This window comes from Rossellomorea sp. ABR4_012 (assembly GCF_056159545.1).
This window is the reverse complement of sequence record NZ_JBSWVK010000001.1, coordinates 983,336-1,009,005: the sequence shown is the minus strand read 5'-3', so window position 1 is coordinate 1,009,005 and position 25,670 is coordinate 983,336. Positions and strand designations below refer to the sequence as shown.

The following is a 25,670-nucleotide window of genomic DNA, read 5'->3' as shown; positions in this document are numbered from 1 at the left end:
AAACAGGTATAAATAACTAATTATGACAATGGTGAACGAATGAAAAAACAAGCAACCGTCAACAGTTGCTTGTTTACTCTTTTACCTTGGTTCTGGATGGTTGAAAAGCAGTTTTTTAAACAGTTCATTTGATAAACGCAAATATTGATTGGAAGAGACAAGATCTCCCTTCTGATTAAAGTAATCGGCCAACCTCTCCGAGTATTTTATGGCCTTATAAAGATCATGTTGCTTCATCATTGGCAGACCATAATCGATTAGGTAATCGGTCAATCGTTTCTCATCTTTTATCGCTTCTAGATACAACACCATCAATGCAATATATTTACTGGATTGCTGTTCTTTAAAATCTCTCAGTACGTCTTTCAGAAGGCTTTCTACGCGCTCATTCTCATTTAAGTCCAACATGACTTGTGCCAACTCAACCAATGTACCGTAATAACTGATTGTATGCTTTTTCTTCAGATTGAGGGATTGGGAGAAATACTCTAAAGACTTTTGAAGCCTTCCTTTTTTATTGAATAACAAGCCAAAATTGTGAAGAGCCGTAATTTTGGTCTCGTTATCCTTCAACATTTCTGCATCGTTCAAGGCTGTATGCAGCATGACTTCTGCCCGTTCAAGATCGTTAATATAGATTAAGTTCGCTGATAGACCTATTTTCACGTGCAGGATCCGTAAGATATTCCCTGTATTCTGAAAGATCCGCAAAGCCTTATGTGAATAATGAAGGGAGAGCGTAAAATGTTTTAACAGCCCATGATTGGCGGCTTTATAATAATAAAAATCTGTTACTTTTTCACTGAAGAATTCCGCTTTATCCTCGATTTTATCTAGGGTGGATATCGCCTTGGAATATTGCTGTTTTTGACCATAAAAGATTCCCTGGAAGAATTCCCACAGATATTGTTCAAAGGATGAGAACTTACTCATATTTCTCTTTAATCCAAGGGATGCCTGCTCATACTCGGTCAAGTTATTCGTAAACAACAAATATCGAAGCATGTAAAGCTCATACAGATACACCATTTCCGTACATTGTATGTAGTCCCGATGCATTTCCAGTTCCCCATGCAGCCTTTCGGCATGATCCCTATGAAGTCTTTCCATCGCTTCATAGAATTGCGAGAGCTGTCGTTTTAAATACAGCGTCTTCTTCGTTTCCTCTTCAATCGATACTCCAAGTCGTTTACAGAGTAATTCCAATGTTTCCAGATTGCCCTCTTTAGAACTATTCTCAATCTTACTCAGATGGGTGGTTGAACATATCCCTCTGCAGAGCTGTTCTTGTGTTTTATTTTGTTTTTTCCGATGATAGTAAATAATCCTGCCGATAGACATCGTTTCACTCCCCCCTGTATATACCTATCATTATACATAGGAAATCCGAATCTTATAAGCTAATAAACTAAGTAGTTATCCTTATTACGGTGGATAAAATATATAAACTCTAAATAAATATACATTTATTCCTTTTATAGGGAAAATCTAGTTCAATCGTAAAAGAAGCTGGCTCATATACATCGGTTATAAGCCAGCTTCTTTCTATTGATTATTCAATTCCCAATTGAACTTTTATGTCTTCCAACGTTGACCTTTATACTTATCCTTTGGTTTCGGAGCATCTTTCACCCTGGAAATTCACTTTGGAAAAGAGCTTTGGAATTACATTCACCTCTCCTAATACTAGGGAGGTTCACTTGCATCTAACTGAAAATGGTAAATCACGATTAAACACCTTACCACACTGTACAAATTGTAAATGACTTTTTCTATCCATATTTTCCTCCTTCATATCTTTTTTACTAAAATTTTCATGTCTGCTTTTTTAGCGTTCCTTTTGAGATACCCGTTGTTGATCACCTGATACATTTTATGCAGTAATCAGGGTACCGCTAACATTAAAATCATATTTACAACGTTAATGATATTACGGCATTAGAAATCCCAATGTCTCATATAACACTAAGACATTGGGATTTAATTCTTTAACAATGTGGCTCAATCATTATGGTGTAACCCTCTTAGTCAGGAGCACGCCTACCTTTGTAACTTCCCCAATTCCACTCCTTTACTGCTTCTCCCATCCTCCATTAAGAAAGAACCACCTCATTCGTTGTTTTGGAAGATAGTGCACAATACCCTCTCAGATTACCCGGCCTTATTTTGTACTAATAGACAGTAGAAATCATATTCTTATTAAAAGAAAACAATAAGAAGGGGTGCAAAGTCTGTTGAAAAAAGTGAAGGTTGGTTTACGGCCCATCGTAAATAAGATAAATTTACCCACTGTTTTGAAAACAGCTTTATTCCCAGGTGACTCTAAGGAAAGACTTTTTATTGCAACACAGGTGGGAGAGATCTTTTTCATAGGAAACGAAAGTCTAAGAACTTTTTTAGATATTCGCCCTCGAATTATAAAACTGGGCGTTTCTCGCCGCGGATATGATGAACGGGGATTGCTGGGACTGGCGTTTCATCCAGAGTTTTATTATAACGGTCTGTTTTATCTTCATTATTCAGCAGCTGGAACACAAGGACCAGGGGCTCTTTCTGAATCTTTTGAGCCTGACCCGTGTGATCCTGCAACGTTAAATCTAAAGTGGAGTAATAGAGAAAAGCAATACGATCATATTGATACACTTGAAGAATGGATTTTACAATCGAATGGGAAACCCAGGAAACGGCGGACATTACTTAATGTAAGAAGACCATTTTATAACCATAATGGATTCAATAGTTTAAATTTCTCACCTGAAACAGGTAAACTTGTGTTAACAACCGGAGATGGCGGATCGGGCTATGATCCATTTAACTTAAGTCAGGACGACCTGGAGATCGCCGGTAAAATAATTGAAATTGATATAGGTAAGAATACACACTTCACAAACCCTCCCATTGTCACTCGTTTTAATGAACTTCCCACAGCTATTCAGGAAACGCTCTCGGTAATGGCCAAAGGGGTCCGCAATATACCAGGCATTTCATTCCAAAGATTTTATAATCAATATATTAAATATGTGGGAAATGTCGGCCAGCATTTGGCCGAGTCGATTTTTTCATTTGTTCATTATAAGCCAATACCGGTTACCCAGCTTGTTCAAGCTTCTAACATGAATTTTGAATATGACAAAGAAGGATTCATTAACTTTGGCTGGCGAGGCTGGGAAGGTGCTTTTCCTTCACCGATTATAAGAAGCTGCACAAGTGATCCGGATTTGGAAGAGAATATAATTGCTTATTACAATGAAGCAGTAACACTTTCAGGGAGCCGCCTTCAGCCTTTAACCAGTTATTTTCATAAAGACACTAGACCCGATAAGTTTTGGGGAACTGCACTTACAGGCGTCCAGCCATATATGGGAAATAGGATCCCTGGTTTAACAGGAACCGTTGTGTTTACCGATCTTGCCCGGAAAGATTCTCAACCCCGGGTTCGAGGGGCATTAGCTTACACCACCGCAAGGCCAAATGGTAAGCAAAATGATTTTAGTGTGATAGAAACCGATTATGATTTTGGATCTCAATCAGCCTATTTTGTTAACTTGGGAACAAATCTGAATCAAACCAGATTATATTTAGGGGTTTATGGTTCCACGAAAGTGACTGATTATAACCGAGGTACTGTATTTGAAATAATTCCATGATCACTAAAGGATAATCACTTTTATTCTTTTAAAAATTAGTAAAGCAATTTGAACCCATAACCAACTGTAAAAGAAAGCAAATAAAAAGATACTCCCGATTGTGAGAAATGAAAAGGAAGCTGGGAACGCTGGACCTAAAACAGGAAAATGAAAAATAACTAACAGACTCATAATCCCGGTCATTAAAAAAATTGCACCTGTTACAATGATACTTAATCTCTTCTTATAAAAGGAAAAAGAGCCCCCTATACCAAGTCCCAACAACCCTGTTGTAAAAGGGAATACAATAAGTTCAGTCGGCTGCAGGATGAATAACAACATAATTGTCAGGAAGTACGACATTACTCCAAATGGAATGGAATACATGGTACTTAACAGAATAGGTGCAGTGGCAAGTGGGCTTATCAGATACCCTATACCCGGTAAAAATCCGCCTGCAGCCTGCAGGATAGCAGCAATACAAGCAAAAAGAGATACCAAACTGAACTTCATCGTTTTTGTATGTTTATTGAAAATAATTTGAGATGAACGAACGTCATCAGAGATAGGTTTAAAAAAACTCACTTTTCCCCCTCTTTCTAAATGGTATTGGTTATCTTACATGATATTTATCATTTATTAGAGATGGAACTACTATGAATAAACCAAACATCAATACCCTGTAAAAAAGAATGTCCTTTTGTGGAGGAAATCCAGCTTGACGGCACGGTAATATAAGTGGATTTCCTTGGCCAAAATAAAAAGCAAGCCGATATTGGCCCGCTTTTATTTGACTATTACTTTCCCAACCATTCCTTCCTGGAAATGGTACCGGCATATCAGTTCATATGTACCGGGCTGTTTCGGGTTCACGGTAATGGTTTTTTCTTTTCCAGGCTGGACCTCCGCGTCTACTCCGAGCTTTTCCACTGTGAACGTGTGCTCTTTCACACCTTTGTTTTTCAATATCAACGTTGTGCTTGTTCCATTTGGGATCGTGATGACTTTCGGATTAAAGGAATCATCCTTCAGCTCGATCTCCATCGGTTTCTCCGTTTCCACAGGCTGAGTTACCGCACCCGATTCCGCAAATACGCTAAGTGCCCCAATCGTTGTCACCATGAACATTGCAAGTACCACAAACAATCCTGTTACCTTTTTCACAGACATTCGAAATTACCTCCTTTCTAAGCAGTATTTTTTCTAATTCATATGAAATTATCCAATAAATATCGGCCGGACTGTCCCCTTATGCCAACCGATGTCTATTGATAACGGTCAAGATCGTCAAGCATATCAGGAATTATTTCTGACCTTTTAAAACTTTACTCAATAACCATAGAACAGTACCCTCCCCCATTAATTTTTATAACTCATTAATTTAATTCATCTGTTCATACTAAAAGGTAAGAAACAAACCATTACTGGGGATGAAGCCATGATAAAACGTTTCGTAATCATTTTTTCTTTTCTTATTTTTGCTATCGGGTGTACAGGCAGGAGCCAGGTCTCTCCCCTCGATACCAAGATACCGGTTCCTCTGCAAACCGGCAGCCAGTCCCATCCGAAAGTGATTGTCCTCGTCATTGACTCTTTAATGGATAAATCGCTGAACAAGGCAATTGAGGAAGGTAAAGCTCCCGCACTGGAATTTTTAAAAAAGAACGGCCAGTACAGCACTGACCTGGTAAGTTCGTATCCGACCATGTCGGTCACGATAGACAGTTCTTTAATAACAGGCACTTATCCAGATCAGCATAAAATTCCAGGACTTGTCTGGTTTGATGATGAAGAAAAACGAATCATAACCTATGGAAATGGATTTTTTGAAATCTTAAAGCTTGGCGTTTCCGATTTTGCAAGAAATGGACTTTATTCCTATAACAATCAAGACTTGAGCAGCAATGTAACAACCATACATGAAGACCTGGACAATGCAGGCTTTAAGACTGCTTCTATAAACGCGTTGATTTACCGCGGAAATTATCCTCACACTCTGAAGGTTCCCGGCTTCATTTCGGCAGTGACCAAACTTCCTGATGAAATACAAACGAAGGGCCCTGAAACGCTGTCATTAGGATTGTTTTCAAAGGTGAATCAGGAAAACAATCATATCGTCAATCGGATTGGCCTGAATGATACTTTTGCAGCCGAGGAGTTGACCTACCTTCTTAAGAACAACACGCTGCCTTCCTTTACAATCCTGTACTTACCGGAAAATGATTATACGGTACACAGAAAAGGTCCTTCATCGATTAAGGGGATAGAAGATACAGATAAACAGCTCCAAAATGTTCTGAACAGCTTCCCTGATTGGAACGATGCACTCAATGACATCGTGTGGGTTATTATGGGTGACAGCAACCAGTCCACAGTGAAATCAAATAAAAAAGAAGCTCTCATAGACCTAAGAAAAGAACTATCTGAATACAATATATTGGAGCTGGGCGAAGCTGTCCGGGCTAAAGACGAAATTGTTATCACCGCAAATGAACGGATGGCGTATCTTTATATTCTTAAAAAGGACATTCAGCTGCGGCAAATGGCGAAAAAACTACAAAAAGAGTCACGTATTTCTTGGATAGCATGGAAGGACAACGAAGGTATTAAAGTTATTTCCCCTGATCATCAGGGAGAACTGTCATTTCAACCAGGGGGCCCCTATATGGACCAATATCATCAGTCATGGTCCGTAAAAGGAAACAATGATATCCTTGATATGAAAATTGAAGAGAATAAAATCAACTTCGTAAATTATCCCGATGCTTTAGCAAGGCTATATGGAGCAGCAGAATCACAAAATGGCCGCTTTCTTATCACGGATGCCAAACCAGGATATGAATTCATAGGAGAAAGTTCACCGGAGCATTCCGGCGGAGGTGCCCATGGCTCGATGCATAAGGTGGACTCAACGGTTCCACTCATCGTGGCAGGAACAGATAAAAGCATTGAGAACTTAAGAATCGTTGATTTAAAGGACTGGATTATGGAGATTATCCAAAGATAAAAGAAAGCCATGCTTGCTGTATACAAGCATGGCTTTTATTCAAATATTGACGCAAAATATTACTATTTTAAGCGTGATTTTGTCGGAAAAATAAAAAACCACCAAATATGTATTTGGTGGAGACGGTGGGACGTGCACTTCCATGCTTTCGACATGGCACTGACTATATCTTGAACCTGTAGTAGAGGTCCTTTGGCGTATTATGCGAAATATAGATTTATCTGTTGTCAGATAGGATCCCGCATCCTAGTACTGCCAAAGCTTGGCAGCCTATAAGTCGATACACGGCTGTTGGATTGCTCCACATACCGCTCGGCATTGCCTTATCACACTGTGTGTGACTTAGGTTTCACCGATAAAGCCAAATTTTCACTTATGTGTTGCCACATAAGGCGACTATTAACTAATCGAACCCACGTCCAGAAACATCGCCACTTAAGCGTCTACGAGCGTAGTCGATATATTCGCAAGTTCACTGCAGCTTCTGCCTATCGACGGGCGTCCGTGCAGCTAGTCTGATTGGTCTCTTCCTTTGTCCTCAGACGGTGGACTCCGGCGTAGCCTACTAAGAGTGAGTCCCTTACCCTACCACATAGGCGATGGAGGGAGGAACAGCTAAAGCGCTATTACGCAGCTAAAGCTAAGTTGTTGTTAGTTTTGCCAGTTATTATTGGCTTTGACGTTTTAACGTAGACGATCCCTACGGCTCGCGACCCAAGCTCGAACTATCCCTGTCGAATCCGTAACGTCCCCATATTAGAAAGGGAAGAACGGGAAAGAATAAGTTCAGCGTGTAAGTCACTTATTCAATTGTTCTTACAGCCGCTTGATTACCTCGCGACATTTATTATTATAACAAATCTACAGCAGAATGCAATTGTAAGATTCCGGAAATCAGTATTCTTACATTCCTTTTTGTCTGTGTGCCAGTTCTCTTTGGATGGAACGATTTGCTTCTTTGCGCTTTAGATCTTCGCGTTTATCATACTTCTTCTTACCTCGCGCCAGGCCAATCAACAGTTTCGCTACACCATTTTTGATATAGAGCTTAAGCGGAACGATTGAATAGCCTGCTTCTTTCGATTCACCGATTAATTTGTTGATTTGCGAGCGATGAAGCAGAAGTTTACGTGTTCTCAGCGGTTCATGGTTGTAACGGTTACCCTGCTCATATGGACTGATGTGCATGTTGTGAACGAATACTTCACCGTTTCGGATTCGGGCGAAGGAATCCTTCAGATTCACGCGTCCGGCACGGATGGCTTTGATTTCGGTACCTTGCAGCACGAGTCCCGCTTCGTATGTTTCTTCTACCGAGTAGTCATGGCGTGCTTTTTTATTTTGGGCAATGAGTTTGCCTTCTCCCTTTGGCATATGATCCCCTCTTTTCTCTTTCTGTCGAGTGTGTTTATTATTATCTCATATTTTGGTGAAGATTTGTATAAAAAGGAAAGGAGCAACGGTGAAAACCGATTGCTCCCCTCTTAAAAACCGCTTGAAATCATTTTTCCCTTCTAATTAAATCAAAAAGCAAAACTCATTTTAGAAAACAACCTACTTCTTCTTTTTACGTTTGCTTTTTGGGGCGTTTTCGTAGTGTTTTTTGTTTTTCTTTTTCTTTTTGTTGTTTTTTGGCGGTCGGGTTGACCATTCTCCGTCTTCTTTTTTGCGGGAAGGGGATTTTCCTTTTCCGCTGTCTGGACGGCTGGATCGCACTTCTGTACCGCGGTCCCGGCGGTTGTTTTTCATACCGACGATTTCGAAGTCGATGGCGCGTTCGTCTTTGTTGACGCTGACGACGCGGATCGTGATTTCGTCACCGATTCGGAATACATTCCCTGTCCGCTCACCGATCATGGCGAGGTGACGTTCGTCAAAGCGGTAGTAATCGTCTGTCATGTAACTTACGTGGACAAGACCCTCGATCGTGTTCGGCAGTTCGACGAACAAACCAAAGTTTGTGACGGAAGAAATGATGCCGTCGTATTCTTCCCCGACCTTGTCTTCCATGTACTCCGCTTTTTTCAGTTCGTCCGTTTCACGTTCTGCATCTACTGCTCGGCGTTCACGGCTTGAGGTATGCTGAGCGATATTACCCATTTGCGCTCCCCATTTTTCACGTGTTGACTGATCGATCTTCCCTTCAATCAGATACGTCCTGATCAGGCGGTGAACGATCAAGTCAGGATAACGGCGGATCGGTGATGTGAAATGAGTATAGAACTCTGTCGCCAGTCCGAAGTGACCCAGGCTTTCCGGATCGTATTTCGCCTGTTGCATCGAACGAAGCATCATCGTGGATACAACCATTTCCTCCGATTTACCCTGTACATCTTCAATGATTTCCTGAAGGGCACGCGGGTGTACGGAATTGGCTGTCCCTTTTACAATCAATCCGAAGTTCGTGATGAACTCGAAGAAGCGCTGCAGCTTGTCTTCTTTCGGGTCTTCATGGATACGATAAATGAACGGCACTTCCATCCAATGGAAATGCTCCGCCACCGTTTCGTTGGCAACAAGCATAAATTCTTCAATCAGTTTTTCAGCAACAGAACGTTCACGGAGAACCACATCCGTCGGTTCACCTTCATCATCGACAAGTACTTTTGCTTCTTTAAAATCAAAGTCGATGGCGCCGCGCTTCATGCGTTTTGTACGGAGGATCTGAGCAAGGTCTTCCATCTGTTCGAACATCGGCACAAGCGGCTCGTAATGTTTACGAAGCTGCTCGTCTTTATCGACAAGAATCTTATTTACATCGGAGTAAGTCATTCTTTCCGTTGTCTTAATCACGCTCTGGAAGATTTCGTGTTTGACGACATCCCCCTCAGGCGAGATTTCCATATCACAGGAAAGCGTCAGACGATCCACCTGCGGATTCAATGAACAAATTCCGTTCGACAGGCGATGCGGAATCATCGGGATCACCCGGTCAACCAAGTACACACTAGTTCCTCTGTCAAACGCTTCCTCATCAATCGGAGAGCTTTCTTTTACATAGTAGGTTACGTCAGCGATATGTACACCCAGCTTGTAATTGCCGTTGTCGAGCTTTGTCACCGTTACTGCGTCATCCAGGTCTTTCGCGTCCGCTCCGTCAATTGTTACGATGGTTTGATCACGAAGGTCCCTTCTATTCGGAATCTCGGATTCATCGATCGTATCCGGAACCTTATTTGCCTGTTCCATCACTTCCTCAGGGAAATCGACCGTGATACCGTGCTTATGGATGATCGAAAGGATATCGACCCCGGGATCATTTTTATGGCCGAGGATTTCGACAACTTCCCCTTCAGCACTCTTGCGTCCTTCAGGATACGACGTCAATTTCACAACGACTTTATGCCCTTCGATCGCTCCCTTTTGGGCAGACTTCGGAATAAAGATGTCGCTTGCAAACTTTTTATCATCCGGGATGACAAATCCGAAATGCTTACTCTGAGTAAACGTTCCGACGATTTGGTCGACGCCCCGTTCCACGATGCGTACAACCGTTCCTTCTCGTCTCGACCCTGACGTATTGGATGATACGCGGACAAGTACGATGTCCCCATGCATCGCGTTGTTCGTTTCATTCGGAGGGATGAAGATATCATCCAGACCTGATTCTTCAGGTATGACGAAAGCAAACCCTTTTGCATGGGCGGATACCTTTCCTCTTACTAGATTCATTTTTTCTGGCAGACCATAGCGGTTGCTGCGGGTACGTACCACTAGCCCCTTTTCCTCCATGACCACGAGCGCCTTTACAAAATCCTTGAAGTTGGTCGAGCCTTCAATCCCGAATGCTTCTTCAAGCTCCTGTACCGTCAGCGGTTTATAGGCCTCTTCTTTCATGTAGGAAAGGAGTTTATCCACATGCTCTTTAATATTTTCGTCCATGACAATCCCTCCTGCTCTTACTATTCATTAAACAGTCCAATCTAATTTTTCCAAGAAACTGTGAACATCTTCATGAAGCTGTTCTTTTTCCTTATCTAATGTAATCACATGGCCAGATTCTTCGTACCATTTCAGGTCCTTCACATCAGATTCAACGTTATCATAAATGATGTTCGCCGAGTCTGTGTTGATCATGTGATCGTTTCTTGCCTGCACGACAAACGTCGGCGAGTAGATCATGTCGACATTTTCACGTACATCGGCAATCAGTTCCTGAAGAGCCTTCAATGTGTTCATCGGTGTTTTCTTGAACTCTTCTATTTCTTTTTCAATTTGATCTTCCTGTTTTCCTTCAAATTTTTTAAACTCGCGGGCGTATTCCACTACCCCTTTATACATGACTTCTTCACTTTTTATATACATAGGCGCGCACATTGGTACAATACCCTTTACAGGTACAGTGTAACCTAATTTCAAGGAAAATACCCCACCTAAAGAAAGTCCTGCCACCGCAATTTCATCGTAGCCTTTATCCTTCAGATGCTGATATCCATTCATGACATCCTGCCACCAATCTTCAGGGCCTGTGTGGACCAATTCTTCTGGCGGGACTCCATGTCCTTTGTAATGCGGTGCATGTGACGAGTAGCCTTTCTTCTCGAGGTAGCGGCCGAGCATTCTCACATCCGCCGAGTTTCCTGTGAATCCATGCAGCAGAAGTACGGCTCTCGGACCGGCTTCGAATGTAAATGGTTTTGGTAAAACGGTCTTCATTTATAAGAACTCCTTTTCTTCTGAATTTAAACAAACGTTTGATTAAAACTGTAAAAGCCTGACGCTTCGGGCTTTATTGGTTTAAACGGTTGTTTAAATAGATTGTTTATGTAATGGGATTTTGCTTATATTTTTTAAACAAACGTTTGATTAAAATTAGGGAACCCTTGGTACGTATGGGCTCGTCATGTTAAACGATCGTTTAAATGGTTTACCCTTTATTTTTAGCAAAGATGGTGGTTATAATCCAATATTTCGTTTTATATTTTCGCTGTTGATTTCCGTGCAAGACTTTGCTTTCCGCGGGTGACCCGTGAGCCTTAAACTGAACACCATTCAAAAGATTAGCCCATTCTGCTATCAATCGTTTAACAGGTTACAAGCCAAAAATAAAAAAACCTGACCCTATGAGAGATCAGGTTTTGTATTATAAAGCTACGATTGCAGTTGTTAGAACAAAGAATAAAACAGATAACACAATTGTGATTCTGTGAAGTACTAAGTCGATACCACGTGCCTTCTGTTTACCAAAAAGCTGTTCTGCACCACCAGAGATGGCCCCTGAAAGTCCAGCACTCTTACCTGATTGAAGTAAAACAATAGCGATAAGTGCGATTGAATCAATGATAAGTAAAGTGACTAATAAAGCGTGCATGAGTCCCACCTCCTGATACGAACATTACAACATTATTAGTTTACCATAGGGATATGGTACGGACAAGGTAATATTCGCATAATTGTGGAAAGTGTTGGTGATTGGGCAGAGACTGATCCTATTCCGGGCCAGGATGAATCCCTATATAAAATGGAACCAGGGCAGCCAAAACAGACTAATTAAGGTTTTAAGCATTGGGTACGGTACTGTACTGTGCCGGCAGATTAGAATGATTCTAAGTGGCTCATAAAAATGAAAAGTTGCACGTATTTTAGAAAACCGGAACGTATTTTTAAAAAGTGGAATGTAAATCCGAAAAGTGGATTGAAAAGTTGAAAAAGTGGCATGAAAACCCTCTTCGAAAGGATATCCCATCAATAAACCACCGCTGTTTTGCCTCCCGGCAGCTTTTTTAAAAGACTAATTTGTCTATTTTAATAAAAAACAGGGAAAACGAATGCATTCCGATGAAAAACTACTTATTCTGCCGCTGATAAGTCTCTCACCCTCGCCGACCGAGCGCTCAGTCCGGCAGCAGATGCCACACGACACCTAAACACCAAAAAAACAGCCCCGTCACCAAACGGGGCTGCTTCCTATCACTAATCTCAAATCAATTAGCGCTTAACGTTATAGAATGTGTTCACACCAAGGTATTGTGCAGTGTGTGCCAATTGGTCTTCGATGCGAAGTAATTGGTTGTATTTCGCTACACGGTCTGTACGTGATGGTGCACCTGTCTTGATTTGACCAGCGTTTGTCGCTACTGCGATGTCAGCGATTGTGCTGTCTTCTGTTTCACCAGAGCGGTGAGAGATAACTGCAGTGTAGCCTGCGCGCTTCGCCATTTCGATCGCGTCGAATGTTTCAGTAAGTGTACCGATTTGGTTAACCTTGATCAGGATTGAGTTACCAACGCCTTGTTCGATACCTTGAGAAAGCTTGTTTGTGTTTGTAACGAATAAGTCGTCTCCAACAAGCTGAACTTTGTTACCGATGCGGTCAGTCAGAAGTTTATGACCTTCCCAATCGTTTTCGTCAAGACCATCTTCGATTGAGATGATTGGATATTTCTCACACATTTCAGCATACCAGTCAACCATTTCAGCTGAAGTACGAACTACGCCTTCACCAGAAAGGTGGTATTTGCCGTCTTCTTTGTTGAAGATTTCAGATGCAGCTACGTCCATTGCAAGAAGAACTTCTTCTCCTGGCTTGTAGCCTGCATTTTCGATTGCTTCGATGATTGTAGATAGAGCTTCTTCGTTAGACTTAAGGTTTGGAGCGAATCCGCCTTCGTCCCCTACAGCTGTGTTGTAGCCTTTAGACTTAAGAACTGATTTCAGGCTGTGGAAGATTTCAGTACCCATGCGAAGTCCTTCTTTGAAAGTAGGAGCTCCTACAGGCATGATCATGAATTCCTGGATATCAACGTTGTTGTCAGCGTGCTCTCCGCCGTTAACGATGTTCATCATTGGAACTGGAAGCTGCTTAGAGTTGAATCCGCCAAGGTATTGGTATAATTCCACTCCGAAGAAGTCAGCAGCTGCACGGGCAACAGCCATGGATACACCAAGGATTGCGTTAGCACCTAATTTACCTTTGTTTTCTGTACCATCAAGCGCGATCATTGCTTGGTCGATCGCCACTTGCTCAGTTACGTCAAAACCGATGATCTCTTCAGCGATTTCGTTGTTTACGTTATCTACAGCTTTTTCTACACCTTTACCAAGGTAGCGGCCTTTGTCGCCGTCGCGTAGTTCTACTGCTTCGTATTCACCAGTAGATGCACCGGATGGAACAAGTGCGCGTCCGAAAGCGCCTGATTGAGTGTAAACTTCTACTTCGATTGTTGGGTTTCCGCGTGAATCTAGTACTTCACGTGCGTATACGTCTGTAATGAATGGCATAAAAATAACTCTCCTTTATAGTTAGGTTTTTTATCATACTCTTCTAAAAAGGGCCGTTGATTTCCGCTGCAGGCACTCGCTTTCCGCGGGGCGGGCGGTGAGCCTCCTCGGCTTCGCCTGCGGGGTCTCACCTGTCCCGCATATCCCGCAGGAGTCGAGTGCCTTCCGCTCCAATCAACTCTGGGTATTAACCCAATAACCCTTACTAAGTTCTGTATAAGTCCTGCGAACTTACTTTTTAATCAATGATTTCCCGGTCATTTCCTTCGGTTGATCAACATTCAGAAGATCCAGCATCGTTGGAGCAAGATCTCCAAGGATACCGCCGTCACGCAGTTCGATTCCTTCTTTTGTCACGATGACTGGAACCGGGTTCGTTGTGTGGGCGGTCATTGGATTGCCTTCTTCTGTGATCACTTCGTCAGCGTTTCCGTGATCGGCTGTGATGATGGCTGTTCCGCCTTTTTTCTCGATCAGGTCGATGATTTTGCCAAGGCACTCATCGACTGTTTCGACTGCCTTAATCGTCGGCTCAAGCATTCCGGAGTGGCCAACCATATCAGGGTTGGCGAAGTTCAGGATGATCGCGTCGTGATTGTCTGCTTCGATTTCGGCAAGCAGCGCATCTGTCACTTCGTATGCACTCATCTCCGGCTGCAGGTCGTATGTTGCAACTTTAGGAGAATCGATCAGGATCCGCTTTTCCCCTGGGAATTCATTCTCACGGCCGCCGCTCATGAAGAACGTGACGTGAGGATATTTTTCCGTTTCGGCAATGCGGAGCTGCTTCAAGCCGTTTTGAGACAGTACTTCACCGAGTGTGTTATCCAGGTTCGTCGGTTTGAAGGCAACGAAGCCGTCAACCGTTTCGCTGAACTTTGTCAGGCACACAAAGTGAAGGTTCTTCGGATGCTTTTCACCGCGAACGAAATCACGGAAATCTACGTTCGTGAATGTATTTGAAATCTGGATGGCGCGGTCAGGGCGGAAGTTATAGAAAATAACAGCATCGTCATCCTTGATCGTTCCTACCGGCTCTCCATTTTCTTTTGTGATGACAGAAGGAAGGACGAATTCGTCGTAGATTCCTTTTTCATATGAATCATTGATCAGCTGCATTGGATCTGTGTAATCAGGTCCTTCACCGTACACCATGGCACGGTAAGACTTTTCTACACGTTCCCAGCGCTTGTCGCGATCCATTGAATAGTAGCGTCCGGAAATCGTGGCAAATTGACCGACGCCGATTTCCTTCATCTTCGCTTCAGCTTCTTCAATGTATTTTGGTGCTGTCTGAGGTCCCACATCACGTCCATCAAGGAACGCATGGACATAGACATTTTCCACGCCTTCCTGTGCTGCTAAGCCAAGGAGTGCATATAAATGCTCGATGTGGCTGTGTACCCCGCCATCTGAGAGGAGACCAAAGACATGAAGGTCTGTCCCTTTTGTTTTCACATGGTTGATGGCATCGAGGAAGGTTGCATTCGTTTCGAATTCACCTTCGCGGATCGCCAAATTCACACGAGTAAGACTTTGGTACACAATACGGCCGGCCCCAATATTCAAGTGGCCCACTTCGGAGTTCCCCATTTGTCCTTCAGGCAGCCCTACCGCTTCGCCGCTCGCTGTCAGCTGGTTATGAGGGTACTTGTTCCAAAGACGGTCAAAGTTCGGTTTGTTCGCTTGTGCAACAGCGTTCCCTTCTTTTGTGTTACGGCATGCAAAGCCATCTAAGATGATTAAAGCTGTTGGTGATTTACTCATGTGAACCTGCCTCCAGTAGTTGCAGGAACGATTGAGGTTCCAAGCTTGCACCGCCTACCAGAGCACCATCGATATCAGATTGAGCCATGTATTCCTTGATGTTGTTCGGTTTTACACTTCCGCCGTATTGTACGCGTACAGAGTCAGCTGCAGCTTGTGAGAATTCACTTGCCACGACTTGACGGATGTGAGCGCAAACTTCGTTGGCATCTTCTGCTGTGGAAGATTTGCCTGTTCCGATAGCCCAGATTGGTTCATAGGCGATGACTGTTTGCTTGACTTGATCTTCTGTAAGGCCAGTAAGTGCTTGTTTCACTTGAGCTCCCACAAGATCTTTCGTCTCGTTGTTTTCACGCTGTTCCAATGTTTCACCGACACACACGATCGGAGTAAGGTTGTGTTTGAATGCAGCCAACGTCTTTTTGTTGACAGAATCATCTGTTTCATTGAACATTTCACGTCGCTCGGAGTGACCGATGATCACATATTCCACACCGATGTCAGCAAGTGCCACCGGACTTACTTCGCCAGTGAAGGCTCCGCTTTCTTCAAAGTGCATGTTTTGAGCTCCGATTGAAACCTTGCTCTCTTTTGTCTGTTCAACCAGGTTTTCTAAAAATAGGGCTGGTGCACAGATGACAGAGTCAACTTTGTCTGTGTCAGGAACCAATCCTTTTACTTCTTCTGTAAAAGTCTTTGCTTCTGATGCAGTCTTATGCATTTTCCAGTTACCTGCAATGATCGGCTTGCGCATACTGCTCATCCTTTCTTAGCTACCATATTTAAAATGCTGAATTACTTGTCGTTAAGGGCCACAACACCTGGAAGTTCTTTACCTTCCATGAACTCAAGGGATGCGCCTCCTCCTGTAGAAATATGACTCATCTTGTCAGCATAGCCGAACTTTTCGACAGCTGCTGCAGAGTCACCGCCGCCGATGACAGAATATGTATCTGTCGCATCGGCCAACGCCTCAGCTACGGCTTTTGTTCCGTTTGCAAATGTGTCCAATTCGAATACACCCATAGGTCCGTTCCAGATGACAAGCTTGGAATCCTTGATTGTCGCTTGGAATAATTCTCTTGTCTTAGGACCGATATCAAGTGCTTCCCAATCAGATGGAATAGATTCGATATCTACTTCTTTCGTATTTGCGTCGTTTGAGAAGTCATCAGCAACGACTACATCGACAGGCATAAGGAAGTTAACGCCTTTTTCTTCAGCTTTTTTCATGAATTGCTTTGCAAGATCGATTTTATCTTCTTCTAAAAGGGATTTTCCAACCTCGTGGCCTTGCGCTTTCACGAATGTGTAAGCAAGTCCGCCTCCGATGATCAGGTTGTCCACTTTATCTAGAAGGTTATCGATAACACCGATTTTGTCTTTCACTTTCGCTCCACCGATGATGGCCGTGAACGGACGCTCTGGAGAGGATAAAGCTTTGCCTAATACTTCAAGCTCTTTCTCCATTAAAAGTCCTGCGACAGCCGGAAGGTGTTTTGCCACCCCTTCAGTTGAAGCGTGAGCGCGGTGGGCTGCACCGAATGCGTCATTTACGTAAAGATCGGCAAGTGCCGCGAATTCTTTTGCAAGTTCAGGGTCATTCTTCGTTTCACCTGCGTAGAAACGCACGTTTTCAAGAACGAGTACATCACCGTCAGCCATTTCGCTGATTTTTGATTGTACGTTTTCCCCATATGCTTCGTCTGCTTTTGCAACGTTTTTACCAAGTAACTCGGAAAGTCTTTCTGCTACCGGAGTCAAACGAAGTTCTTCTACTACTTCACCCTTAGGACGTCCCAAGTGACTCGCCAGGATGACTTTTGCGCCGCCTTCTACTAAATACTTGATTGTTGGAAGTGCAGCTTGGATGCGGGTTTCATCAGTGATTTTGCCTTCTGACATCGGTACGTTGAAGTCCACTCGGCAAAATACGCGTTTCCCTTTTACATCAACATCTTTGATTGATTTCTTATTCATCGTAAAAGGCCTCCTTTTGTTTTTCTTTTCAAAAGCGAAAAGAAATTTTCAGTAATAGCAATGAGAAAAGGGGAGTGGGGAATCTTCCCCGCTCCCCTTCATCCCTTTCCATTATAGATGGTGGGACAGAATTTATCCATCCTCACCCTTTTTATAATGTCAATTTTGTCAATGACGGATTAAAGACCTTTAGAAGCGATGTAACCAACAAGGTCAACGACACGGTTAGAGTATCCGCTCTCGTTGTCATACCAAGAGATGACTTTCACCATGCTGTCTTCAAGCACCATCGTTGATAATGCATCGATTGTAGAAGAAGCAGGAGCTCCGTTGTAGTCAGTTGATACTAATGGCTCTTCGCTGTATGCAAGGATTCCTTTAAGGTCGCCTTCAGCTGCTTCTTTGAACGCTGCATTTACTTCTTCAGCTGTTACGTTCTTGTCAAGCTCAGCCACTAAGTCTACTAGAGAAACGTTTGGAGTTGGAACACGTACTGCTCCACCGTTCAGTTTACCTTTTAATTCAGGAAGTACCAGTGATACAGCTTTAGCAGCACCCGTAGTTGTCGGGATCATGTTTTCAGCTGCCGCACGAGCACGACGGTAGTCTTTATGTGGTAAGTCTAAGATTTGCTGATCGTTTGTGTAAGAGTGGATCGTTGTCATCATTCCACGCTTGATGCCGAACTTTTCGTTCAATACTTTCGCGAATGGCGCTAAGCAGTTTGTAGTACAAGAAGCGTTAGAGATAACATCGTGGCTTCCTGCATCGTATTTGTCTTCGTTAACACCCATAACGATCGTGATGTCTTCATCTGTTGCTGGAGCAGAGATGATGACTTTCTTCGCACCTGCTTCGATGTGTTTAGCAGCGTCCGCACGCTTCGTGAAACGTCCAGTGGATTCTACTACCACTTCTACACCAAGATCTCCCCAGCCAAGTTGAGCAGGATCGCGCTCAGCCAGTACTTTTACCTTTTTATCGCCGATGATAAGAGTGTCACCGTCTACAGTTACTTTCTCTTCAAGAGTTCCGTGAACTGTGTCATATTGTAAAAGGTGAGCAAGCATGTTTGCATCAGTTAAGTCGTTAACTGCCACTACCTCTACGTTATCGTTTTTAAGTGCTGCACGGAAAACGTTACGTCCGATACGTCCAAATCCGTTAATACCAATTTTAGTTGCCATAATACTATTTCCTCCTTTAGTGTTTGTAAGGATGATTTTTTATATTTCAAAAGGCCATCAGCCTTTTAAAAGCTCTCTCGCTGCTCCTTCATCTGTGATCAAGATCGTTGAAGAGGGAGCACTGTTCAGATATGCCCGAATCGCTTTCGCCTTCGAGCTGCCGCCAGCTACGGCAAATACATGTTCAATGTTCTTCAGGTCTTCAAGCTGGAGTCCAATGGTCGGCACTTTATGTACCACTTCCCCCGACTCATTGAAATAATAACCGAATGCTTCACCGACAGCGTGCCCGGCGGTGATTTTTTCAAAATCGGCCGGCGACGTCTTCCGTCTTTCTGCCATTGTAATAGCATCTCCAATTCCATGAAGAACCATGTTTGCTGACTGAATTAAATTTAAGACCTCTTTAATCATTGGTTCTTTTAAAAAGGACTTGTAAACTTCTTTACTAACCTGATCGGGAACATACAAAACGCGATGCCGCATCCCTGTATGCTCTGCCATCTTCGCGCAGATCGTGTTGGCCTGGTTCTTTACATCTTCCCCGATTCCGCCCCGCGCAGGAACAAACAAGGTATCGGACCCGGAAAAGTCGGGTGTAAGCATTTCTGCTACAGCCGCCATGGTCGAACCGCCAGTCACAGCGATGATATTATTCCCCTCAAGGCGCTGTTTCATACTAAAAGCTGACGCACGCCCCAATTCTTCTTTTACCCAAGGAGACTCATCACTATTCCCAGGAACGATGACAATTTCATTAAGATTGAGTAAAGACTGTAATTTTTTCTCCATTTCATTGATTCCCGAAATCTCTCTCATCATGTTTTCGATTTTATCCAGCAGCTTCATGCCATCCTCGGTCATGATCATCCCGGACGTTTTGATCGAAATGAGATCCTGATTCTTCAGGAATTCCACTTCACTTCTAAGCACCCGTTCCGTCAGTCCCAGGTTCTGCGCGAGACTCCTGCGGCCGACCGGCTGTAAGAATTGAATCGAACGGAGAATTTGATGCCTTTTTTGCATAACTTCAAGCAGGTCTGGTAATAATCGCTTTTGTATATCAATAATGGATTCCATCGGTAAAAGCTCCTTACATGGAAGTGAGTGACTGCCTTTCGCAAATGTAGTTCCACAAGTATCACGCATTTAAACACTGCACGCTGCATTGCGGAAGGCTGTTCTGTACTTTTGCAGAATCATGCCGTTGGACTAAAAAAGTCCCGCATAGACATATTATGTCCCACTACCTCCAAAAAAAATTCATCCCTGCTTTCAACGTTCATTCTATCAGGGTGGAAATCGTAATTCAACTAGAAACTACTGAGTTTTTTCATGTAAACGCTTGCTAAGTGTAAAATAGTCAATTTGCCCGTATTGAATGATTTCTCCATCGTATTCCACCACAGGAATCATCAAACCGAAACGTTCCGTCAACTCATCGCTTTGGTCGATATCCTTTTCAATGATGTCGAACTTCAAATCGTCCTGGACGAGTTTCAGGTTTAGTTTGGCGTCGGTGCATAGATGGCATTGGTTTCTTGTGTAGAAGATGACTGGGTTCATTGGGCTGGTCCTCCGTTAAGTGATTATGGGCCGAGTGTATAGTGTGAGTTGTACCTGGTACAATTCAGGATGTTTGTACCTGGTACAACCGATAGTACTATATATGCTGGTTCGTTGGAAATGGTATGGGCATGTGACCAATTCGGCGAAATTTGTCGGATGATGTAGAATTGTCGGTAAGTAATCGAAAATTGTTGGTAACTCATTAATTATTGGTGGTAAACCCGAGAAAATGTTTGTAAATTCTATTTTTCGTCGGTATTCCAGAAAAAATTGTCCGCAATACCTCGGGTTGGTCTGAATCCCACAATTCGGCCGCTAACCGTGATGCTTCCCAGCTCTATTCATACCGCTTCCTCATCGTTGAAGAAGATATCCCGAGCTGATCGCGGTATTTTGCGATGGTCCGGCGCGAAACGTCGTAACCTTTATCAATTAACATATTGACGATTTTCTGATCAGACAGCGGTTTTTTCTTATCTTCTTCGTTCACAAGGCGCTGGATTTCATTTTTGATCGTCGTGGAAGAAGCGGCTCCGCTGTCTTCTGAATGGGCCGATTTGATGGCAGCACTGAAGAAGTATTTCATTTCAAAGATACCATATGGCGTTTGCATATACTTCCCTTTCACAGCACGGCTGATCGTTGATTCATGGACACCGGCTTCTTCCGCTACTTCTTTTAACGTCAGGGGCTGCAGGCCGGCTGGTCCTTCCAGGAAGAAAGGTCTCTGCTTTTCAACAATCAATTTTCCCACTTTTAGAATCGTCTGTTTGCGCTGCTGTAAGCTTTGAAGCAGCCACTGAAATTCCTGTTCTTTCTCCCGAAGGTAGCTCCCGACTTCCTTATCAGGGTGATGCTCAAGAAAATCCTTATATTCGTCATTATAGATCACTTTAACTGTCGTACCGTCAAATAATGAGACGGTGACTTCCTTTTCGTCCATTACTTTCACCATTAATTCCGGGGCGATGTAATGAGAAGGTCCATCGCTGTAAATGGCGCCCGGACGCGGATTGCATTGCTGGATGAGATCAGCGGCTTTCTGGATGTCTTTCAGTTCCACATTCAATTCTTTCGCGATTCCCTTCCACCTTTTCGCGGCAAAATCATCGAAATGCCCCTCCACTATCGCCAGGGCCAATTCCGTGGAATCCTTGCGCCTTAATTGAAGGGAAATGCATTCTTGAAGGGAGCACGCTCCGATTCCTGCAGGTTCCAATTCCTGCAGCTTGCCGATATAGTGTTCCAGCTGAAACGGTTGCAGGTTGTTCCGGGACAGGAAGTCTTCTGTCTCGATTCGCAAATAGCCGTTATCATCCAAGCTGTAAAACAGGTCTTTCATGACTTTCAAGTCAACATTAGAAAGCGATTTCAAATTTAATTGAAGAAAAAGATGTTCCTCAAGCGTTTTCTTCGAGACTGATAGAAACTCTGTGAAATCTATCGCGTCTTTGCCTTTATATTGATAAGACTCTCCTCGATTGGGTATGTCCATAACGGGGTCTTCTAATTGTATGAGGGGATTCTCCAATGCCTTCGTTTCAAGGAAAGCATTCAGTTCCATTGTGGAATATTGGAGGATGGTGATGGCTTGAGAAAGCTGCTGTGTCATTTGAAGTTTCATTTGTTGTTTTTGCCATAATCCTGTGTTCAAATTCATCCTTCTAACCTCCTCCCTTCATTTTACATGAAAATGGGGCTTTCGTTAATGGGAATTGTTTGGTAACGGTTTCTTCACCTTCATTTTATGAGGGTGAAGGGGGAAAGATGTATGGTTGTCTGCAAGATTAGTAGAAGGACACGTGGAAGGCTCCATTGCATCTTGAAGGTTTCTCAAAAACACCAACTATATGTACCATTCTGACAGTGAACTAAGAACCCCTTGTCATCCTCATAAAGTGCAGTTCTCCCAATTCCTCAGAGAATCCCCAGCGTTGATAGAATGCGAGCATCTCTGGTTTACAATATAGTTCAATATGTTTGACCCTCTTTATCGAAGGATGTTCGACCACTCTATCAAACAATATTTTTCCCAATTGTTTACCCCTATGCTCTCTTTTCACAACGACATCGAGGATCAATGCCTTATATGTATAATCTGTAAGGACCCTTGTAAAAGCAATAAGTTCATTCGTTTCTGGTTGGCAGATTCCTAGAATCACATCTGAGTTTTCCACCATGACTTTGATATCGTCTAACTCACGGTCTGCCGTCCACCATTCCGCTTGAAATAACTGATGCAGGCATTGAATCTGATCATCGGTCAATTTTTCGACAAACTCATACTCCATGATTCACACCACTCCTGATTGATATTTATGTCCATAAATAGATTCGATTTCATACAAATTCCGAAGTTAGTCCATATTATGCAGACTTATATCTATGTTAAATGGTTAACCGTACAATGGAAATGTTTTTTAACCAAAGAAGCGTGATAAAAATGATAGTTCGTACATAAAAAAGCGTCTCAACACTTTTTCAGAGTTGAGACGCTTCATCGTACGCCCTCGGAGGGAATCGAACCCCCATTTTAAGAACCGGAATCTTACGTGCTATCCGTTGCACCACGAGGGCATGTATAGGATTTTGAAAAACTATCGTACGAAAGTATATTATAAGTTACTTTTTTGAGGATTGCAATACGTTTTCTCTGTTTAAAAAAGGAATGGATGGGTATGATGTAGAAAGGATTACATAGTGTATGATTCACTGATGCGTTAGGTTTGACCTTTATTGACCAACAGTGTATGATTACAGTACAAAGTGAATATGTATTTATTAAAAAGAAAAATGCGTATCTAAGGAGGAACGAAGGATGAACTTAATTCCTACAGTTATTGAACAAACAAACCGCGGTGAGCGTGCGTACGACATTTATTCGCGTCTGTTAAAAGACCGTGTCATCATGCTTGGAAGCGGCATCGATGATAATGTGGCGAACTCTATTGTAGCACAACTTCTTTTCTTGGAGTCTGAAAACCCTGAGAAGGATATCTCCATCTACATCAATTCCCCTGGCGGAAGCATTACGGCCGGAATGGCGATTTACGATACAATCCAGTACATAAAGCCTGATGTACAAACGATTTGTATCGGTATGGCTGCTTCTATGGGTGCATTCCTTCTTGCTGCAGGTGCAAAGGGTAAACGTCTTGCACTTCCAAATGCAGAAGTGATGATTCACCAGCCACTTGGCGGAGCACAAGGTCAGGCGACGGAAATCGAAATCGCTGCGAAGCGTATTCTATTCCTTCGCGAAAAACTGAACCAAATCCTTGCAGACCGTACTGGGCAGCCGCTTGAAGTGATCTCAAAAGATACGGACCGAGACAATTTCATGACTGCTGAACGTGCACTTGAATACGGATTGATCGACCGCATCATCACTCGCAACGAAATGAACAATAAATAATTCTCTTATTGAGAGACTGCCCCGACGGTTAATGCCGTCGGGGTTTTTTCATAAGGCTGTTTTCTAATAGATTGTTGCTTTTCGTATTAATACTGTAGACTATTTAGACTGTCTACAACAACGAATACTTGTTACGAGAAAATCCCTTTCAAAAAAATGACCCCGCAGCAACTACGAGATCATTTTTCAGAATGATGATGTGATGAACTTGTCTGAGTTTAAGTGAGGTTCCTCAATAGCGAATGACCCTGTTTATTCCTCATCTATACCTGTCTCATAAATGACAAGCGACGCTTCGTCATCATCATCAGGTACAGCAAAAAGTTGAAGCCTGCCATCAGATTCTTCTAAAAAGACTGGATTACGAGTGATGACATGCCCTTGGGAAGAAAACTCAGCAAGAGGGACTTCATGTTCAACAGAAAAGTCTTTCATATCCAGCAGCGCTAAACCGCCAAGTTCGTATTTTCCTGTTTCGGATGCCGGATTGTTCAATTCGGCAATACCACTGCAAATCATTTTCCCTCCGCCTGCATTCTCACAGTCTTGATAATCGATGAAGTGGCTGTCATTCTTTTCTTTCTTCAACCCTTTACCCTGTTTTCCCCATTCATAGAATTCACGGGATCCCCAGCTGACACCGAGATTTTTCCCCGTTTTATCGTCATGAACGACGCCGCCGATATGGTCATTCACACGAAATGCTTCTTTGCTTTCAAGTGTATCTGTATCAACTTTATAGACAATCGACTCACTATCTGGACGATATTCTGCAACAGGGACCCAAATATTTTCCCCATCAAAATCAATTCCGCCCGGGTGATACATATCAGCTTCGCCCAGCTTAATATCTTTCAATAATTTCCCCTGCTCATCGAAAATGAATAAGTGGCCGATACCTTTCCCGGCAGACCGGTCATATCCATTTTCAGGAGTCTCATATTTCTCGGGTTTTTCAAGGATTTCTACAGAAGACATATAGTATGTATCCCCGACCTTTGTCATTCCTTGAGGATGATAGGCATCGAATTGAAGCTCAATCCGATCTGTTTTTTTCCATTCAGTATTGCGTGAAAGCTCTTTGAATGAACCTTCCAAATTCTGATTATCTTCCGCAACTACTGCCGTTGATATCATACTGATGAACAAAACACCTGTAAGTAATGCCATTACGTTTCTCATACGATTCCTCCTAATGACTATCTGTGATAAAGAAATAATTTGGCATTATCCCTTTTCACTAGCATTTTAAAAGCAAATTAGAAGGAACGATAGATTCCTACAAAGATTTTACACAGAAATTACATCAGCTTTAAATAATTCACAAGACTCTTTTCGTAAAAATTGTTGCTTTTAATTAGAACAAGGAATAATTTACTTTTTATGGTATTACGTAAAGAGAGGCTTATTCAGCGAACGGGAAGGAAAGTTGAATATGGAATAAAAGGGGGAATACCATACCAATGAATATTGAAGCAGTTTTTGTTGACCGTGATGGAACTATGGCAATGGACACTTTATACATCCAAAAGATTTATTTCCATATTCGTTCAGTAGAGATACATTACAAATTTTAAAGGATAATAATATTAAAACTTTTGCTTGTACTAATCAACATAGAATTAGTAGAGGTGAAGCTACTCTCGATGATTTTTACAAGGAATTTCAATCATATAAATTAAAGCATTCCTGTTTTTGGCTTATGACAATTGCAGTTATCATCTGAACTATGAGAAAAAATAAAGGCATTATCTGAGTATTTTATCACCTCTTATAAGGATGGTCAAAATAGCAACAATCTATGCGAAAAGAGGCTTCCATAAACACCAAAGGCCCGTCCCTCGATGCGTTGATACGTTAACGCATTCTGGGACGGGCCTTCAAAAATGGTCTTCAAT

The 25,670-nt window shown here is 42.7% G+C and carries 19 protein-coding genes, 1 tRNA gene, 1 other RNA gene and 1 pseudogene; 3 read left to right on the top strand and 19 right to left on the bottom strand.

The window, feature by feature from the left end; translation table 11 throughout:
• Positions 1-81: 81 nt before the first annotated feature.
• On the bottom strand, positions 82-1,341 hold the full coding sequence (locus ACXAFV_RS04930; RefSeq protein ID WP_475124855.1) for a helix-turn-helix domain-containing protein: 1,260 nt from the start codon (positions 1,339-1,341) through the stop codon (positions 82-84).
• 893 nt (positions 1,342-2,234) lie between these two features.
• On the opposite strand from ACXAFV_RS04930, the gene ACXAFV_RS04925 reads away from it, so the two are divergent.
• The gene (locus ACXAFV_RS04925; RefSeq protein WP_475124853.1) at positions 2,235-3,647 is read left to right on the top strand and encodes a PQQ-dependent sugar dehydrogenase; all 1,413 of its coding nucleotides are present in this window, start codon (positions 2,235-2,237) and stop codon (positions 3,645-3,647) included.
• Between the two features lie 3 nt (positions 3,648-3,650).
• On the opposite strand, the gene ACXAFV_RS04920 is transcribed toward ACXAFV_RS04925, so the two are convergent.
• Both ACXAFV_RS04920 and ACXAFV_RS04915 read right to left on the bottom strand, forming a co-directional pair.
• Positions 3,651-4,211: a hypothetical protein gene (locus tag ACXAFV_RS04920; protein ID WP_475124851.1), complete on the bottom strand. Its 561-nt coding sequence runs from the start codon at positions 4,209-4,211 to the stop codon at positions 3,651-3,653.
• A 201-nt stretch (positions 4,212-4,412) separates the two neighbouring features.
• Positions 4,413-4,796, bottom strand: coding sequence for a cupredoxin domain-containing protein (locus ACXAFV_RS04915; protein ID WP_475124849.1), 384 nt, complete (start codon positions 4,794-4,796; stop codon positions 4,413-4,415).
• A gap of 268 nt (positions 4,797-5,064) precedes the next feature.
• Between ACXAFV_RS04915 and ACXAFV_RS04910 the strand changes: the two genes are divergently transcribed.
• Complete coding sequence (locus tag ACXAFV_RS04910) at positions 5,065-6,633, top strand: alkaline phosphatase family protein (RefSeq protein WP_475124848.1); 1,569 nt, start codon at positions 5,065-5,067, stop codon at positions 6,631-6,633.
• Positions 6,634-7,037: 404 nt separating this feature from the next.
• Here the strand turns inward: ACXAFV_RS04910 and ssrA are convergent.
• From ssrA to ACXAFV_RS04835, 15 genes are all read right to left on the bottom strand, one after another.
• Positions 7,038-7,378, bottom strand: a transfer-messenger RNA (tmRNA) gene (ssrA, locus tag ACXAFV_RS04905).
• 158 nt (positions 7,379-7,536) lie between these two features.
• Complete coding sequence (smpB, locus tag ACXAFV_RS04900) at positions 7,537-8,007, bottom strand: SsrA-binding protein SmpB (RefSeq protein ID WP_475124846.1); 471 nt, start codon at positions 8,005-8,007, stop codon at positions 7,537-7,539.
• Positions 8,008-8,187: 180 nt separating this feature from the next.
• Positions 8,188-10,515 carry a ribonuclease R gene (rnr, locus tag ACXAFV_RS04895; RefSeq protein ID WP_475124844.1) on the bottom strand — a complete coding sequence of 776 codons (2,328 nt, stop codon included), beginning with the start codon at positions 10,513-10,515 and terminating at the stop codon, positions 8,188-8,190.
• Between the two features lie 27 nt (positions 10,516-10,542).
• Positions 10,543-11,289 carry an alpha/beta hydrolase gene (locus ACXAFV_RS04890; RefSeq protein WP_475124842.1) on the bottom strand — a complete coding sequence of 249 codons (747 nt, stop codon included), beginning with the start codon at positions 11,287-11,289 and terminating at the stop codon, positions 10,543-10,545.
• 427 nt (positions 11,290-11,716) lie between these two features.
• Positions 11,717-11,944, bottom strand: coding sequence for a preprotein translocase subunit SecG (gene secG / locus ACXAFV_RS04885; RefSeq protein ID WP_341985205.1), 228 nt, complete (start codon positions 11,942-11,944; stop codon positions 11,717-11,719).
• Between the two features lie 617 nt (positions 11,945-12,561).
• Positions 12,562-13,854, bottom strand: a complete 1,293-nt coding sequence (eno, locus tag ACXAFV_RS04880) for a phosphopyruvate hydratase (RefSeq protein WP_475124840.1) — start codon at positions 13,852-13,854, stop codon at positions 12,562-12,564.
• A 231-nt stretch (positions 13,855-14,085) separates the two neighbouring features.
• Entirely contained in the window at positions 14,086-15,621 is a 1,536-nt protein-coding gene (gene gpmI, locus ACXAFV_RS04875) for a 2,3-bisphosphoglycerate-independent phosphoglycerate mutase (protein ID WP_475124838.1), read from the bottom strand.
• Positions 15,614-16,375, bottom strand: coding sequence for a triose-phosphate isomerase (gene tpiA / locus ACXAFV_RS04870; RefSeq protein WP_475124836.1), 762 nt, complete (start codon positions 16,373-16,375; stop codon positions 15,614-15,616). The genes gpmI and tpiA overlap by 8 nt, the downstream gene beginning before the upstream one ends.
• A gap of 41 nt (positions 16,376-16,416) precedes the next feature.
• Complete coding sequence (locus tag ACXAFV_RS04865) at positions 16,417-17,601, bottom strand: phosphoglycerate kinase (protein ID WP_475124834.1); 1,185 nt, start codon at positions 17,599-17,601, stop codon at positions 16,417-16,419.
• 179 nt (positions 17,602-17,780) lie between these two features.
• Positions 17,781-18,788, bottom strand: a complete 1,008-nt coding sequence (gap, locus tag ACXAFV_RS04860; protein ID WP_475124832.1) for a type I glyceraldehyde-3-phosphate dehydrogenase — start codon at positions 18,786-18,788, stop codon at positions 17,781-17,783.
• 57 nt (positions 18,789-18,845) lie between these two features.
• The gene (locus ACXAFV_RS04855) at positions 18,846-19,868 is read right to left on the bottom strand and encodes a sugar-binding transcriptional regulator (RefSeq protein WP_475124831.1); all 1,023 of its coding nucleotides are present in this window, start codon (positions 19,866-19,868) and stop codon (positions 18,846-18,848) included.
• Positions 19,869-20,108: 240 nt separating this feature from the next.
• Positions 20,109-20,354 (bottom strand): glutaredoxin family protein, encoded by a 246-nt coding sequence (locus ACXAFV_RS04850; protein WP_475124829.1) that lies wholly within the window; start codon positions 20,352-20,354, stop codon positions 20,109-20,111.
• A 340-nt stretch (positions 20,355-20,694) separates the two neighbouring features.
• Positions 20,695-22,017, bottom strand: coding sequence for an RNA polymerase factor sigma-54 (gene rpoN / locus ACXAFV_RS04845; protein ID WP_475124828.1), 1,323 nt, complete (start codon positions 22,015-22,017; stop codon positions 20,695-20,697).
• A gap of 211 nt (positions 22,018-22,228) precedes the next feature.
• Positions 22,229-22,648: a GNAT family N-acetyltransferase gene (locus ACXAFV_RS04840; protein WP_475124826.1), complete on the bottom strand. Its 420-nt coding sequence runs from the start codon at positions 22,646-22,648 to the stop codon at positions 22,229-22,231.
• A gap of 214 nt (positions 22,649-22,862) precedes the next feature.
• A tRNA-Arg gene (locus ACXAFV_RS04835) sits at positions 22,863-22,934 on the bottom strand.
• Between the two features lie 238 nt (positions 22,935-23,172).
• Here ACXAFV_RS04835 and clpP point away from each other — a divergent pair.
• Positions 23,173-23,772: pseudogene (gene clpP, locus ACXAFV_RS04830) on the top strand (ATP-dependent Clp endopeptidase proteolytic subunit ClpP); the annotation flags it as partial.
• A 252-nt stretch (positions 23,773-24,024) separates the two neighbouring features.
• On the opposite strand, the gene ACXAFV_RS04825 reads toward clpP, so the two are convergent.
• Positions 24,025-24,954: a DUF6454 family protein gene (locus ACXAFV_RS04825; RefSeq protein ID WP_475124824.1), complete on the bottom strand. Its 930-nt coding sequence runs from the start codon at positions 24,952-24,954 to the stop codon at positions 24,025-24,027.
• Positions 24,955-25,670: the final 716 nt, after the last annotated feature.

Excerpts from the sequence above, each read along its gene's own strand:
- ACXAFV_RS04930 (WP_475124855.1), bottom strand. The coding sequence starts at position 1,341 with ATGTCTATCGGCAGGATTATTTACTATCATCGGAAAAAACAAAATAAA.
- ACXAFV_RS04915 (WP_475124849.1), bottom strand. The coding sequence starts at position 4,796 with ATGTCTGTGAAAAAGGTAACAGGATTGTTTGTGGTACTTGCAATGTTC.
- ACXAFV_RS04910 (WP_475124848.1), top strand. The coding sequence starts at position 5,065 with ATGATAAAACGTTTCGTAATCATTTTTTCTTTTCTTATTTTTGCTATC.
- smpB (WP_475124846.1), bottom strand. The coding sequence starts at position 8,007 with ATGCCAAAGGGAGAAGGCAAACTCATTGCCCAAAATAAAAAAGCACGC.
- rnr (WP_475124844.1), bottom strand. The coding sequence starts at position 10,515 with ATGGACGAAAATATTAAAGAGCATGTGGATAAACTCCTTTCCTACATG.
- ACXAFV_RS04890 (WP_475124842.1), bottom strand. The coding sequence starts at position 11,289 with ATGAAGACCGTTTTACCAAAACCATTTACATTCGAAGCCGGTCCGAGA.
- secG (WP_341985205.1), bottom strand. The coding sequence starts at position 11,944 with ATGCACGCTTTATTAGTCACTTTACTTATCATTGATTCAATCGCACTT.
- eno (WP_475124840.1), bottom strand. The coding sequence starts at position 13,854 with ATGCCATTCATTACAGACGTATACGCACGTGAAGTACTAGATTCACGC.
- gpmI (WP_475124838.1), bottom strand. The coding sequence starts at position 15,621 with ATGAGTAAATCACCAACAGCTTTAATCATCTTAGATGGCTTTGCATGC.
- tpiA (WP_475124836.1), bottom strand. The coding sequence starts at position 16,375 with ATGCGCAAGCCGATCATTGCAGGTAACTGGAAAATGCATAAGACTGCA.
- ACXAFV_RS04865 (WP_475124834.1), bottom strand. The coding sequence starts at position 17,601 with ATGAATAAGAAATCAATCAAAGATGTTGATGTAAAAGGGAAACGCGTA.
- gap (WP_475124832.1), bottom strand. The coding sequence starts at position 18,788 with ATGGCAACTAAAATTGGTATTAACGGATTTGGACGTATCGGACGTAAC.
- ACXAFV_RS04855 (WP_475124831.1), bottom strand. The coding sequence starts at position 19,868 with ATGGAATCCATTATTGATATACAAAAGCGATTATTACCAGACCTGCTT.
- ACXAFV_RS04850 (WP_475124829.1), bottom strand. The coding sequence starts at position 20,354 with ATGAACCCAGTCATCTTCTACACAAGAAACCAATGCCATCTATGCACC.
- rpoN (WP_475124828.1), bottom strand. The coding sequence starts at position 22,017 with ATGAATTTGAACACAGGATTATGGCAAAAACAACAAATGAAACTTCAA.
- ACXAFV_RS04840 (WP_475124826.1), bottom strand. The coding sequence starts at position 22,648 with ATGGAGTATGAGTTTGTCGAAAAATTGACCGATGATCAGATTCAATGC.
- ACXAFV_RS04825 (WP_475124824.1), bottom strand. The coding sequence starts at position 24,954 with ATGAGAAACGTAATGGCATTACTTACAGGTGTTTTGTTCATCAGTATG.